The sequence below is a fragment of the Mycobacterium sp. 20KCMC460 genome (assembly GCF_022179425.1).
Lineage (GTDB): Bacteria > Actinomycetota > Actinomycetes > Mycobacteriales > Mycobacteriaceae > Mycobacterium > Mycobacterium kiyosense.
Map to the genome: position 1 here is coordinate 2,969,931 of NZ_AP025524.1, position 13,489 is coordinate 2,983,419.

The 13,489-nt window shown below is 68.0% G+C and carries 10 protein-coding genes and 1 pseudogene; 5 read left to right on the forward strand and 6 right to left on the reverse strand.

Annotated elements, in window-relative coordinates; translation table 11 throughout:
- Positions 1–22 precede the first annotated feature (22 nt).
- The 3 genes from MKCMC460_RS13860 to MKCMC460_RS13870 all read left to right on the forward strand — a co-directional run bounded on the left by MKCMC460_RS13860 (position 23) and on the right by MKCMC460_RS13870 (position 1,213).
- The gene (locus MKCMC460_RS13860) at positions 23–178 is read left to right on the forward strand and encodes a DUF6131 family protein (RefSeq protein ID WP_236975295.1); all 156 of its coding nucleotides are present in this window, start codon (positions 23–25) and stop codon (positions 176–178) included.
- Positions 179–242: 64 nt separating this feature from the next.
- On the forward strand, positions 243–803 hold the full coding sequence (locus MKCMC460_RS13865) for a hypothetical protein (RefSeq protein WP_236975292.1): 561 nt from the start codon (positions 243–245) through the stop codon (positions 801–803).
- The gene (locus MKCMC460_RS13870) at positions 800–1,213 is read left to right on the forward strand and encodes a hypothetical protein (protein ID WP_236975290.1); all 414 of its coding nucleotides are present in this window, start codon (positions 800–802) and stop codon (positions 1,211–1,213) included. Before MKCMC460_RS13865 ends, MKCMC460_RS13870 begins: the two co-directional genes overlap by 4 nt.
- Here MKCMC460_RS13870 and MKCMC460_RS13875 read toward each other — a convergent pair.
- Positions 1,177–1,869: a TetR/AcrR family transcriptional regulator gene (locus tag MKCMC460_RS13875; RefSeq protein ID WP_370653128.1), complete on the reverse strand. Its 693-nt coding sequence runs from the start codon at positions 1,867–1,869 to the stop codon at positions 1,177–1,179. The two genes, MKCMC460_RS13870 and MKCMC460_RS13875, sit on opposite strands and share 37 nt — an antisense overlap.
- 53 nt (positions 1,870–1,922) lie before the next feature.
- Here MKCMC460_RS13875 and MKCMC460_RS13880 point away from each other — a divergent pair, with 53 nt between their 5' ends.
- The gene (locus tag MKCMC460_RS13880; protein ID WP_236975285.1) at positions 1,923–2,402 is read left to right on the forward strand and encodes a hypothetical protein; all 480 of its coding nucleotides are present in this window, start codon (positions 1,923–1,925) and stop codon (positions 2,400–2,402) included.
- Between the two features lie 18 nt (positions 2,403–2,420).
- On the opposite strand, the gene MKCMC460_RS13885 is transcribed toward MKCMC460_RS13880, so the two are convergent.
- Together MKCMC460_RS13885 and MKCMC460_RS13890 are read right to left on the reverse strand one after the other, a co-directional pair.
- Positions 2,421–2,876 carry a DUF402 domain-containing protein gene (locus MKCMC460_RS13885; protein WP_236975282.1) on the reverse strand — a complete coding sequence of 152 codons (456 nt, stop codon included), beginning with the start codon at positions 2,874–2,876 and terminating at the stop codon, positions 2,421–2,423.
- A 75-nt stretch (positions 2,877–2,951) separates the two neighbouring features.
- A complete protein-coding gene (locus MKCMC460_RS13890; RefSeq protein ID WP_238305877.1) occupies positions 2,952–5,582 on the reverse strand; it encodes an FHA domain-containing protein in 2,631 nt (876 codons plus the stop codon).
- A gap of 159 nt (positions 5,583–5,741) precedes the next feature.
- Here MKCMC460_RS13890 and MKCMC460_RS13895 point away from each other — a divergent pair, with 159 nt between their 5' ends.
- Entirely contained in the window at positions 5,742–7,754 is a 2,013-nt protein-coding gene (locus MKCMC460_RS13895) for a serine/threonine-protein kinase (RefSeq protein ID WP_238305878.1), read from the forward strand.
- Positions 7,755–7,767: 13 nt separating this feature from the next.
- On the opposite strand, the pseudogene MKCMC460_RS13900 reads toward MKCMC460_RS13895, so the two are convergent.
- The 3 genes and pseudogenes from MKCMC460_RS13900 to MKCMC460_RS13910 all read right to left on the reverse strand — a co-directional run bounded on the left by MKCMC460_RS13900 (position 7,768) and on the right by MKCMC460_RS13910 (position 13,269).
- Positions 7,768–11,133: pseudogene (locus MKCMC460_RS13900) on the reverse strand (ATP-binding protein).
- Positions 11,123–11,818 (reverse strand): DUF4194 domain-containing protein, encoded by a 696-nt coding sequence (locus MKCMC460_RS13905; protein ID WP_236975262.1) that lies wholly within the window; start codon positions 11,816–11,818, stop codon positions 11,123–11,125. The pseudogene MKCMC460_RS13900 and the gene MKCMC460_RS13905 overlap by 11 nt, the downstream one beginning before the upstream one ends.
- Positions 11,815–13,269, reverse strand: coding sequence for a DUF3375 domain-containing protein (locus MKCMC460_RS13910; RefSeq protein WP_238305880.1), 1,455 nt, complete (start codon positions 13,267–13,269; stop codon positions 11,815–11,817). Before MKCMC460_RS13910 ends, MKCMC460_RS13905 begins: the two co-directional genes overlap by 4 nt.
- Positions 13,270–13,489: the final 220 nt, after the last annotated feature.

The window sequence follows — 13,489 nt, forward strand, 5'->3', positions numbered from 1 at the left end:
TCGCTGAAAGGGAGGGCTCGTCATGATCGTTCTCGGAATCATCCTGCTGATCGCCGGATTTCTGCTCAAGATCAACATCCTGTGGACGCTGGGAATCATCCTGGTGGTCATCGGTGCGATTCTGGCCGTGCTCGGCTCCACCGGACGCGCGGTCGGCGGACGTCGGCATTACTTCTGACGCCAACGCACGTTTGCATCCGTTTCATGCCGGTTATTCGACATGAGTACGAGAGGAGCAGAAAATGGCTCTCTGGCAATGGATTCTGATTGCATTACTGGCCGTCGTCGTGGTCGCAGTCCTGGTAGCGGCGGCGTTCATGGCGAGCAGCCGCAGAAGGACCGAACGTCTGAAACGGCATTACGGCAGCGAGTACGAGCGACTGGTGTCGCAAACCGGTGACCACCGCGCCGCCGAGCAGGAGCTCACCGCCCGGGAGCGCAATCGCAAGAAGCTCGACATCGTCGCGTTGACCCCTTCGGCGCTGACGGACTTCACCACCCGCTGGCAACAGGTGCAGACCGGGTTCGTCGACAACCCGGCGACCGCGGTCGGCGTCGCCGACCGGCTGGTCACCGAGGTGATGCGGCAACGGGGTTATCCCGTAGACGATTTCGAGCAGCGAGCCGCTGACATCTCGGTGGATCACCCCCAGATCGTCGAGGACTATCGGGCCGCACACAGCATTCACCTGGCCCAGCAGCGCGGCGATGTCGACACCGAACGGCAACGGGAAGCGTTCGTGCACTACCGCGCGCTGTTCGAGAAACTGCTCGAGACCACTTCCAAGGAGGCAAGCGCATGACCACCCAAGAACAACCGACCACCACCTATGACGAACCCCAAAACCCGGACGTCGCAACACAACCGCCGGCGACCGAGTCGGCAGAGCCCGCGCGGCACAAACACGAATCCGCGCCGGCGGAGTCGCACGAGTCCGCAACCACCGAAATGCTGTTCGCCGAGGACGATCTCGCCGAGCTTCGCGGGCGCTGGGCCGCGGTGCAGGCCGCTTTCGTCGACGATCCCAAGGACTGCGTGCAGAAGGCCGATGTCCTGGTCTCGGATCTGGTGGACCAGTTGACATCCCAATTCGCAACTGCGCGTACGCGTTTGGAGGAGCAATGGGCCCGCGGGCAGCAGGCTTCCACCGAGGACCTGCGGCTGGCGCTGATGCACTACCGCGAATTCTTCGAACGCCTGCTTGCGGTCTGATCAGTCGGGGCCCTCAGATATCCGGTCAGCAGCAGGACGATCTCGTCCTCGGCGTGCTGAAAGTCGACGTTCTCGCCGGAGGTGACCAGCCGGTGCACCAGGGATTCGATGGTCACCACCACGATCTGGGCAGTGAGCCGGTCAGCTCGGGTCCCGTGGTGTCGGGCCAGCAACTGGGCAGCCATATCCACGCTGAACCGCTCCAGTTCGTGCAAGCGGTCCAGGAACTCGGGCGCCCGCGGCGCCTCCTCGAACAGCACGCGGTGCAGGCGCGGGTTGTCCCGGTGGTTGTCGATGACGGCCCGCACGAACAGCCGCAGCGTATCCTCGAGCCCTTCCGGTAGCCCCTCTGACAGCCGGTTGCCGAGCAACTCGGTCCCGGCCTGCAGGTGTTCATCCATCAGGGCACGTAGCACCGCGTCCTTGTTGGGGAAGTACTGGTACAGCGAGCCGATGGACATCCCGGCCCGTTCGGCGATGCGGTTGGTGGTGCCGGCCGAATACCCGTATTCGGCGAAAACCTGAGCCGCCGCGTCCAGGATGCGTTGCCGGGTCTGGGCGGCTCGCACCTGCCGAGGCTGCTTACGCTGCCGAAAACGGTCAGTCGGGGCGATCCTGGACCTCCCGGTGTTGCAGGGCAAAAAGCGAGTAGTCATTCCACCCCGACACCAGCAAAATCAGGGACCTAACTGTTGCCCGAGGAGTCGGAATGCGTACCGTGCACGTTGAAACTATCCTGCCCACCAGCGCCGAGCGGGTGTGGGCGGCGATGCTCTCACCGGCCACCTTCCTCTACGTCTGCAAGGGGTTGTTCGGCTTCCCCGCGCTGGCCGGACGTACCGAGGCGCTGCGGCTGGGCGAGAGCGGCACCGGCTGGCTGATGGCGTTCCACGTCGTTCCCGCCTACCGGCACACCATCGAGGTCGTCGACGTGGACCAGAAGGCCGCAACGATCCGGACCCACGAACACGGCGGCGTGCTGAAGACGTGGAACCACACCCTGCATGTCGAACCGCTCGAGGCCGACCGGTGCCGGTACAGCGACACCGTCGACATCGATGCCGGTGTGCTCACCGGCATCGTCGCCGCACTGGCCGGCGGGATCTACCGCTACCGGCAACGGCGCTGGCGCAAACTTGTGCGACGACACCTGCTGCCGGCGGAAACGGCATGCGCCGGCAACCGCTAACTTGCGCGCCCCGGGTTGTCACCGCAAATTATGGTCGGCGCCTCGCCAGGTGAGCTGGATGCCGCCGGCCGCCAGCCATGCCGTCAGGTCATAGCCGTGGCCGGCCAGCCCCTCGACGGCCGCCACTGCCCGCCGTACCGCCACCTCGGCCACGTCGGGCGACAACAGGCCCTGCCGCAGGGCTTCGAGCAGCTCGTCGACGTCGGCGAGTTCCACGCCGCGGCCGGTGCGCACCTCGAGGTCGAGGTAGTGGTCCTCCGAACGCCACACCGTGTCGCCGGGCGTGTACTCGCCGACGTCGAGGTAGTAGTCGTGGTCGCGTTCGTGGCCCGGGTTGAAGTGAAAAACGGTGGCGCGCAACCCCATCGACGGCAGTAGCCAGGATTCCAGATAGTGGAACTGGGCGCGGCCGGGAGTGGGTCGGGCCAGATACAGCCCCCACGGATGCACCGCGTACTCGTCGACCGCCCGCACGATGCCCTTGGGGTCGGTGTTGGTGCGGGCGGCCAGGTCGAATGTCTCGTGCTTGGGTGGATGGATGCGGTCAGCCTACCGGCGCAGCCGGATCTTCCATCGCACGAAGCAGGCGTAGAACACCGACAACGCGGCGAGCATACCCATGTCGAGCAGCCAGATCTTCGACGTGTGCTGCCAGAACCGGTCCTTGGGGATCAGCGAGCCCGGGACCAGATTGCGCACGTCGACCGTGGCGGCGGCCGCGGCGTAGCCCCAGCGCGCCGGCACCACCGTGGACAACTGCTCCAGCACGATCCGGTTGGTCACCGGGACCATGCCGCCGCACAGCACCAGCTGCGCCATGATCGACACCACGAACAGCGGCATGATCTGCTCGTTGGAGCGCACCAGCGCCGAGATCGCCAGCCCCAGAATCGCCGAGGCCACGCACGTCGCAGCCACGGTGAGGAACAGCTCGATCGTCGCCGCCACGTTCCCGTGGCCCAGCACCAGCCCGCCGCGGGTCGGGCCGCTCTTGCCCACGATCACGATGGTGGTCGCGACCGCCGCCTGCAGCACCGCGAACACGCAGAACACCGCCGTCTTGGCCAGCAGATACGCCGTCGTCGACAAACCCACCGCCTGCTCGCGCTGGAAGATCGCCCGCTCGCCGACCAGGTCGCGGATGGTCAGCGCGGTGCCCATGAACGCGGCCGCCAACAGCAGCAGGTTGAGGATCTGCGCCGACTCGTCGGGCGTCCCGGCGTGTTCGGCGACCACCCGGAATCCGTTGGACCCGGGCACCGTCAGTGACAACGTGCCGAGCACGAACGGCAGCAGGGCCAGGAACACGAAGTAGGCCCGGTCGGCGACCACCAGGCGCACCTGGCGTCGCGCGATCGTCGAGATCTGGCGGCGCAGGCTGGTGTGCGTCGGCTTGCCCAGCTCGGCGGGCTCGGCGTCCTCGGCGGGACGCTTGGTCGCCTGGCTCTGCGCCAGGAAGCGGCGGTTGGCCTCGTCGGGGTCGGCGCCCACCTGGGTGAAGATCTTGGCCCAGTTGGTGGTGCCCATCGCCGAACCGATCTGGTCGGGCGGACCGCAGTACGCCGTCTTTCCGCCCGGCGCGACCAGCAGCAACTGGTCGCAGATGTCCAGGTAGGACAGCATGTGCGTCACCACGATCACCACCCGGCCGGCGTCGGCGAGCGAGCGCAGCATGGTCATGACCTGGTGGTCGAGGGCGGGGTCCAAGCCTGAGGTCGGCTCGTCCAGGATCAGCAGCGACGGGCCGGTGAGCAGCTCGAGGGCCACCGACGCCCGTTTGCGCTGCCCGCCGGAGAGCTTGTCCACCCGGGTGTCGGCGTGCTTGGTCAGATCGAGTTCTTTGAGCACCTGACTGACCACGCGGGCGCGGTCGGATTTGCTGGTGTCCGGCGGCAACCGAAGTTCGGCCGCGTAGCCCAGCGCCTGGTTCACGGTGAGCTGCCGGTGCACCACGTCGTCCTGCGGCACCATCCCGATCCGGCTGCGCAGCGACGCGTACTCGGCGTGGATGTCGTGGCCTTCGAAGGTCACCGACCCGGACGTCGGGCGGGCGTAACCGGCGATCAGCCTGGCCAGGGTGCTCTTGCCGGCGCCCGATCCGCCGATCACCGCGGTCAGCGTGCCCGGCCGCGCGACCAGCGAGATGCCGTCCAGCAGTTGCTTGCCGTTGTCGACGGTGTAGTCGACGTTGCGCACCTCCAGCCCGCCGGTGCGGGTGGCGGTTTCGCTGCTGGGTAGCAGGGTGCCGTCGCTGAATACCAGGTCGACGTTGCCGATGGTGACCACGTCACCCTCGGCCAGGATCGCCGACCCCACCCGGGTGCCGTTGACGAACGTGCCGTTGACACTGCGGTCCTGGATCTCGGTGCCCAGCGGGGTGAGCCGCAGGGTGGCGTGCTGGCGGCTGGCCAGCACGTCGGAGACGACGATGTCGTTGTCGTTGGCGCGTCCGATGGAGATGACGCCGGTCGATTTCGCCGGCTCCGAGCCCCGCTGCGAGCGTGGTGCCAGGATCTTGACCATCCGGGTGGCCAGGCCGGACACGTCGGCCGACTTGTGATCGATATGGGTGACCTCGGCGGCGGGCCGGTCGAGGTTGACGGTGGTGATCTGTTCATGCGGCGGCGGCGGTGACGGCGGTGACGGCGGCCGGGGCGCGGGGCGCGGTTGCTGCGGCGGGGTGGGACGCACGGGTCGCCCGTTGCTCCGGGCCGGTGGGGCGGGCTGCGGTGGCCGCGCCGGCGGCATCGGCGGAGGTGACGGCGGGGGTGGCGGTGGCGGCGTGACCGCCCAGGTCAGCGTGGGCGGCCCGCTGTCGTGCACCGGCCCGGCGCTGGCGAAGCCGTTGCGCGGGCGAACCGGCTGGGCGCGCTGCCCGCCGAGTTCGAACGTCAGCCGCGGCCCGGCGGGATTGCCGATGTTGATGCTCTGGCCGTCGTGCACGTCCACCACCGGCATCCGGTACCCGGCGACGTACGTCCCGTTCAGCGAGCCGTTGTCGATCGCCAGCCAACGCCCCTGCTCGAAGCGCAGGATCAGATGCGCCCGGGAGATCCGCGGATCGGGAATGCGCAGGTCGGCGTGCAGGTCGCGGCCGACGACAATCTCGTAACCCGGGGCGAAAGAGCGTTGGGAGCCGTCGTATCGAATGGTCAGGGCTGGCGGGACGGGTCGATTCACCACACCAGTATCGGCGCGCCAGCGGGGTTGCTCGATGAGAGTCAGCTGTGCGGTTCCTATGTCTGCAACGCTGCCTCTCATAGCAACTGCACAGCTCGGATCGGGACATGCAACACGTCAACTCGGGCATCATTCGAGGGGGAGGAGGGACGAAACGGCATGGAAGATCGGTCTGGCGGCACCCGGCGTCTCAACGCCGGCCGGCGACTGCTGGGCAACTCGCGTCAAGCTCTGCGCGCAGGTGTCCAGTCGCTGCCCGCCACCACCGTCAAGCTGCTGCGCCGCGTCCCGCCGGCGGTCCCACCGCCGAGACCCGCCGATCACCCCGCGCCGGGATCGCGCACCGCCATGGACCGCGGCGCGCAGTTCGCCGGCTACACCATCCTGCGGCAGCTGGGTGCCGGCGGAATGGCCGAGGTCTATCTGGCATTGCACCCCCGGTTGCCGCGCCGGGATGTGATCAAGGTGCTGGCCGAGGCGATCACCGCGGACAGCGAGTTCCGCGAGAGGTTCAACCGGGAAGCCGATCTCGCCGCCACGCTGTGGCACCCGCACATCGTCGGTGTGCACGATCGCGGCGAGTTCAACGGCCAGCTCTGGATTTCGATGGACTATGTCGAAGGCACCGACGCTGCCCGGCTGGTACGAGAGTCTCACCCCGACGGCCTGCCGGCCGAAGACGTCTGCGCCATCCTCACCGCCGTCGCGGGGGCGCTCGACTACGCCCACGACCGCGGGCTGTTGCACCGCGACGTCAAACCCGCCAACATCCTGCTCACCCATCCCGAAGACGGGGAGCGGCGAATCCTGTTGGCCGACTTCGGTGTTGCCCGTCACCTCGCCGACGTCAACGGGATCACCCAAACCAACGTCGCGGTCGGCACCGTCGCCTATGCCGCCCCCGAGCAGTTGGCGGGCTCCAACATCGACCGGCGCGCAGACCAATATGCGTTGGCCGCCACGGCTTTTCACCTGCTCACCGGCACCCCGCCGTTCCGCAACCCCAACCCGGTCGCGGTCATCAGCCAGCATTTGCACGAGGACCCGCCCCAGATCAGCGACTACCGTCCCGAATTGGCTTGTCTGGACGACATATTCGACCGGGCACTGGCCAAAGCGCCCGAGGAACGGTTCGATCGATGCCGATCCTTCGCCGCCGCCGTCGCCGCCGCGGTGGGCAACCCGCTGCCCGAAGACACCGCCGCCGGTGACGCCACTCCCGCGCGCGCCCGCCGCATCTCGCCGCGCACCCGGATGGCGGCCGCGCTGACGTGCGCGGTCCTGATTGCGATCGCGGCCACTTGGTCGGCGCTGTACAGCTTCCAACCCGACCTCATCGATCCCACGTTGGCGGCCCGACCCGCCGCCCAGGCGGCCGCTCCCGCGCCCGCCGCCCCGGTCTCGGCGCCCCCCGGCAAGGTCCTGGACGGCACCTACCGGCTGGATTTCGACCGCTCCAAGCGCACCACCAACGGCACACCGATGCGTCACAACGGCCTCCCCACCACCACGTGGTGGGCCTTCCATTCCGTCTGCACCACCAACGGCTGCGCGGCTACCGGTGTCCAGCTCGACCAGAGCTCCCACCAGGTCGCCGACACCACCGACGGCGGCTCGAGCGACACGCTGCGGTTCGTGGCCGGCTATTGGCAGGGCGCCCCGGCGCAGCAGCAGGTCGCGTGCCACGAGCCGAACGCTCCGGCACCGGCCACCCAGCAGGAGACGGTGGCGTTCTCGCTGGCACCGCAGGCAGACGGGACGCTGCGCGGCGTGCAGACCGAAACCGTCGGCAGCAACGAGTGCGGTGCGCAGGGGGCGGTGGCGCGGGTTCCGGTGGTGGCCACCCGGGTGGGCGACGTGCCGCCGGAGGTGACGCTGAGCGACCCCGCGCAGGCGGTCAGCGCGGCGCTCGCGCCGGCGTCCCGGCCCACCCCGCCCGTGCTCGGCGGTGCCTGCACCGACGCGGACAAGCTGGCCTACGACCAGACCAGCAACGAACAGGTGGTCTGCGAGGGCAGCACCTGGGACAAGGCGCCGATCACCACCGGAGTGCACTCCGCCGGCAGCACCTGCGACCGGCCGGACATCCCGGTGTTCGCGATGTCGGCTTCCAGCGACGGCTACCTGATCGAGTGTGATCCGGTGAGCCGGATGTGGACCCGGCATCGCTGACGCTTTTTTCGCGTCACACTCCGGCGGGGACTCGCTTGTTCGCGGCGCGCATCTCTTGGCGCAACGCGGTGAACTCCGAGATCGTCCTGGTGGCCACCGAGGCGACCGGACGGTTGTTGCGGCCGGTGGCCTCGGTCTTGGACACCATCACCACGCTGTCGATATACGGCTGGATGGTGGTGGCGTTCTGCACGGTCGCGACGATCACCAGCTGGAACCCGAACTTGCGGAACGCCTGCAAAGCCTGCTGAGCGAACTGCGGGTCGGACTTGGAGAACGCCTCGTCGAGCATCAACTGGGCGAAAACCGGCCTGTTATCCGTGCTTTCGGGGCTGGCCAGGTTGAAGCTCAGCGCGCCGGCCAGGCAGAACGCCATCAGCTTCTCCTGCTCGCCGCCGGAGTTGTCGCCGGCGTTGCTGTGCGTGCGAATCAGTTCGTCGCTGCTGACGTCCCATTCCGCGCAGTCGAAGGTGAACCGGTTGCGCACGTCCAGGGCGTCGCGGGTCCACGCCCTGTCCTCGGGCGCGGTGGAGGCCAACCGGTTGCGCAGACGCAGGATGTCGGCGTACTGGTCGAGGATCGCCTGCTTGTCGCCGAGCCCGACCTCGGCGATGCGCCGTGAGATGGCGCGCACGATCTCGGTGAGTTCGTCGACGGCTGGCAGCTGCCGCGGGGTCGCCCGCAGCGTCAACCGGGTGCCGCGGTTGAACTCCACCGCGCCCAAACCGGTGTTCACCCGGTCGATCTGCTCGCTGATGCGCCGCGTCTCCTGCTGAGCGACCCGGTGCAGCGTCAGGATCGCATCCGGGGCCTGCTCGGTGACCAGTCGCAGCATCCGCTCGTAGGCGTCGGGCAGTTCGCGCTCGTCGATGTGCCGGCACAGCGCGACGTAGTCGTGTACCCGTTCGTCGAAGTTGTCGCTGTCATTCGGGATGGCGTCGGGGAACGAGGTGTCGAAGGTGTTGAGGATGCGGGCCAATTCGTCGTAGGAGCGGCGGCGGCTCTCGCGCAGCTGTTCGCGGTCTTTCTTGATGGCCGCGAACAACGCCTCCCGGTGCGGCTCGGGATCCAGCAGTTCCAGCGCTACCGGGATCGCGGCGGCGTAGCGGTGCAGCAATTCGGTCAGTGGTTCGGAGACGAACGCCGGCGCCAACCGGTCCTGCAGGTCCAGCAGCCGGGTGCGCCGCTCGTCCAGGCTGTCGCGGCGCATCTGGATCGCCCCGCGCCGCGTCATCAATCTCTGTATCTGCGACCAGCATTCGTCGGCACGGGCATTGAGGGCGTCCAGATCGGGGTGATCGGACAGCAGCAACTCGTACTGCTGGCGCAGGCGCTCGGCGTGCCCGTCGGCGGTATCGGTGTCGATGTGACTCCACTGCGGGAACTGCTCACAGATCGCCTTGCAGGCCACCGCGCGGTCCCGCCACCGCTGGCGCTGGGCGGCGATGGCATCGGCGGTGTGGCGGGCCTGCCGGTAGGTTTCTTCGGCGGCGGCAAGTTCCAGCGTCAGCGCATTGATCTTGGCCGACACGTCGCCCTGGTAGAGGTATTCGGACGGCTTGATCGGGCGCCGGTCGTCCTTGATCGCCAGCCGATCGGAGTCCTTGTACAAGCCGGTGTCGGTGACCGCGCGGCGGAAACGGGCGAAGACGTCTGGGCTCTCGACGCAGACGTGGTCGCCGGCGGCGGCGATGACGTCGACGGCCTCGGCCGCGCACGGGTGGCCGGGGTCGACGGCGAACAGCTTGCCCGCCAACGTTTTCGGGTCCAAATCTGCAGGCGCGGCACGCAGGAACTTGGTCCGGACATGATGCAGCTGAAGGCGGCCGCGCAGGTCGGTCTCGTTGACGAACCGCAACACCGCCGCCCAGTGCTGGTCGGGCACCAGCAGCCGAAGTCCGGTGCCGCGCAGCACCTTCTCCACCGCCAGCCGCCACCGGGTCTGGTCGGGGTGCAGGTCCAGCAGTTCGGCGATGTAGGGCAGATCGGCCGGGTCGGCCCGCACCGCGGCGCAGATCTGGTCGCGCATCGCCAGCGCGAACTCCGGCAGCGCGGAGACGACGTGTTCGACGCGGCGCAGTTCCTTGGCGGCCTCGTCGCGGGCGATGCGGGCCGATTTCTGCGCGTACTCGGCGTCGGTGGAGGTCTCCCGGTTCCGTTCCACCTTGGCCAGCATCTCGGTGGCCTCGGTCAGCAGTTGCTCGCGCAAGTTCCAGAATTCGTCGGCCGTGTCCGGGATCTCGATGTCCTGGGCGGACAGCAGGTCTTCGTATGCGGCGCGGCGACGGCTGACCTGCTCGGCTTCGGCCTCGGCGGCGGTGACCTGCGACTGCAGCGGGGCGATGTTCGCGCTGGACCCGCTGATCTGGGCGTTGAGCGAATCTGCTTCGGCCTTGGCCAGATTCAATGACCGGGTGACATCCTCGTACTCGTTCTCCAGCTGGTCGATGGTGCTGTCCAGGGCGGCGATCTGAGCCGGGCACTGCGCCAGCCGGACGTGGTCGCTGAACGCGCGCACCATCGGCGCATCAACCAGGTCGATGATGCCCAGGTCCGACGACTCGGCGGCGTAGCGCTGCTGCACCTGCTCGATGTCGCCCAGGATGCGCCGCTTGCGCTGGGCGACCGCGAGCAGCTCCCGAGCCTCCACCAGCGGGTCGATCTGCTTGAGTGCTTCGGGTAGCCGGGCCAGGCTGTCGGGTTCGTCGAGCATGAAGTCGCGGACGAATTGCTCAAGTCCGCCAACGCTTTTCAGTGACTTCGCCTTGCCGAGCAACTGTTGGGCCGCATCGGAGGCCCGGATGCCGATGGTGGCGTACAGCTGCGCCAGATACTGCGACTCGACCTTGGTGGAGAACCGCCAAGCCTCCTTGAACACGCCGACATCGAAGCGGTTGGCCGCCCATCGATTGCAGATCTCCTAGATGTCGAGGTCGCCGTCGCCCAACACGAAGCGACTCGACGAGTCGCTGCGGGAGTCGCCGGTCAGCCACTTGAGCACCAGGCCGGTGACGGTGCGGCCCGACTCACCGGTGTAAGTGACCGCGACCGCCGACCACGCGGTTCCGTCGCCGCGCAGGTACATCACCCGGCTGGTGCCGCCGTCACTGCGCTGACCCCAGGCTCCGCGCACATACTTGTCGACGGTGCGGCGTCCGGCGCTGGACCCCGCGGCGGTGTGGTCGCCGGAGGCGTTGAAGTTGCGCCGGTTGAACGGCAGGAAGCCAAGCGAAATCGCATCCAGCAGTGAGGATTTACCGCTTCCCGATGCTCCGGCGATGAGCGCACCGCCGCTGCTGAACGGGATGCTGTGGTAGCCGTCGAAGACGCCCCAGTTGATGATCTGCAGCCGGGACAGGTGGAATTGTTCAGTCGTCATCGGGCTCGGCTTCGTCGTCCGTCTCCTGCGGAATGCCGCCACTGAGCAACTGCTCGAATTGCTGCTGCAACTCCGTGATGACGGAGGCGGTCATGATGGCGGTGATCACCGGGCTGATCGTGTAACTGTCGTCGTCGTCACGGCTTCGGCGCAGGATCTCCAAACCGGTCAACCGGGCGATGGCGCCGTCGATGCGGGCGGCGAACGTGACCGCGTCGCGATCGGTGTCGTTGAGCACCCCGGAGAACAGGCCGTGCATTTCTTCGCGGCTGATCAACACGGCCTGCCCGCCGGATGCGCGCATCATCTGGGCCAGGTGCAGCGCCAGGATCGAGTCGTAGGTGCCCAGCGGTTCGCGGCGCAAAAGCTTGATGCCCCTGGCTGATTCGTAGCGGGCCTGTTCGATGAACGCGATCTCCGTTCCGTCGGTGATGCGCAGTTGCAGGTCGAGTTCGGAGAGCCGGACCGACAGCTGGGCGCGGTACTCGACGACCCAGCTGTAGATGTCGGCGTCGGCCTCGGCGCTGATGTAGCGGCGGGTGAGCAGGTGCTGCAGCGCCCAGCACGCGCGGTCGGGCAGCTCGGAGACGTCGCCCTCGAAACGCGGCCTGCGCCCCACCGGCGGAGTCGCCGCCTGATCGACCTGCGGCAGCGACGAGAAGTCGATATCGGTCTCAATGGTCACGTGCCGGCTCCCGCGAGAGTGGTGATCGGTTCGGTGAAAGTCAAACGGGGAAGCTCGATTTCACGGTCGGGGCCGGCCAGGGAGCGAAACCGGACGGCGGTCGACCCGACGGTGCCGTCTTGGGGTTGCTTGAGCGCCCAGGACCACAAAACGATGACGTGACCGAGGTAGGCGGTGTCCAGCATCGCGACGGCGTCCGGCAGGCTGACGGGTCCCTTGCGCAGGCTGTCGTTGAGGGCGTCCGCCATGGCGGGTGCGTCGACCTGCGTGGTGAGGGCAGCGAAGGTGGTCAGGTCGACCTCGCCGGTGGCGGCCTCAGCGGGTTTGGGCCTGGACAGGTCGCCGATCTTGAAGCTCAGTGCGCCGACCGAACTGATGGCGTGCCGGGCCAGCGGGACGTCGATGTCGAGGCGGGAGTCGGTCAGCGAAGTCTTGAGCAGCGCACGGGCCGCGCCGATGGCCTGGTTGAGCTGACGGGCCACGCCGCGGCGCTGCTCCATGGTGCCGAATGCGGTGAACCGCTTGACGCGCTGGGCGCAGCGCTGCTGAATGCGCTCCACCTCGTCGATCTGGTGGCCGACGAGTTCGAAGAAGCCGGTCATGATCTTGCGCAGATCCGGGTCGAGGGCGGGCAGCGCGTCGGCGACGGCGGCCACGTCGGCCTCGAATTCGGCACGCTGGTCGGGGTCGTTGACCATGCGCAGGAAGGCGCGGTGCGAGTCACGGCCTCGGGAGTCCCAGGCGGCCTGGTAGTCGGAATACATCTGGCGCTGCCGGTCGCGGTATTCCACGTTGCTGTCGATGGGTTCGTCCAGGGCGGCGGTGGCCTGCTCGATCATGGCACCGTACTGGCCGATGTCGGTGATCAACCGTTCCATCTGCAAGGCGATCGCGCGCGCTTCGTCGTAGCAGTCGGTCACGTCCGGTGCCGGGCGTTGGCCCGCGTCGAGCTGGTCGAGTTGCTGGTGCAGGGCGTCGATCTCGGCCTCGATCTGCTTGCGGATGCGGGCCGGGTCGCTGTCCACCCGCAGGGCGACCTGCTTGAGCCGGGCGGCGAGCCCGGTGATCGAGCCCCCGGTGGCGATGGTGTCCTGACGACGCATGCCGCGCAGGAAGTCCAGCGCGCGGCGGGTGTCCTGGGTGAGATAGCAGAGGTTCTGTTCGTGGCCGGCCCGGCTGTCCACGACGCGGTGCAGCCAGCCCTGGCCGGCCCAGGATTTGATCAGCGCGAGCCCGGACTGGGGCTCGCCCAGCTCGGCGAGATCGCGTTCCAGCCGCACCACGAGCTCGGTCTCCGGGACGGCGGTGTCGCTGAGGTGGCGTTCCATCAGCGTCGCGTAGAGGCCCAGGTTGAGCGTGGCCAGCAGCCGGACCGCCCGAGAGCCCTGCAGGTCGCGGTTGAGCGCGAGAAGGTCTGTCGCCGACAGGCCCGCGTAGTCGTCCACCGTCATCCCTTGCTCTTGTCGTTCGTCCGGACGCCCAACATAGGCCACCGGGCCGACAAGTCCGGTGCGCCGCGGAGCCGTGTCGGCTGAAAATGGCGCTCTGCCAGGGCCTTTCCGTGAAATGAGAGATGCATGTTGCTGGTGTGCACACTGTGGCTGATGTGCCGGTTGGATTTCGTCCCTGCCTGCGCGAGCGTCCTCAGAGGGATGGTCGGGGCGCACCGTT

Coding starts and splice junctions, on each gene's coding strand:
- MKCMC460_RS13910 (WP_238305880.1), bottom strand. CDS start 13,269: ATGACGGTGGACGACTACGCGGGCCTGTCGGCGACAGACCTTCTCGCG.
- MKCMC460_RS13860 (WP_236975295.1), top strand. CDS start 23: ATGATCGTTCTCGGAATCATCCTGCTGATCGCCGGATTTCTGCTCAAG.
- MKCMC460_RS13875 (WP_370653128.1), bottom strand. CDS start 1,869: ATGACTACTCGCTTTTTGCCCTGCAACACCGGGAGGTCCAGGATCGCC.
- MKCMC460_RS13870 (WP_236975290.1), top strand. CDS start 800: ATGACCACCCAAGAACAACCGACCACCACCTATGACGAACCCCAAAAC.
- MKCMC460_RS13880 (WP_236975285.1), top strand. CDS start 1,923: ATGCGTACCGTGCACGTTGAAACTATCCTGCCCACCAGCGCCGAGCGG.
- MKCMC460_RS13895 (WP_238305878.1), top strand. CDS start 5,742: ATGGAAGATCGGTCTGGCGGCACCCGGCGTCTCAACGCCGGCCGGCGA.
- MKCMC460_RS13865 (WP_236975292.1), top strand. CDS start 243: ATGGCTCTCTGGCAATGGATTCTGATTGCATTACTGGCCGTCGTCGTG.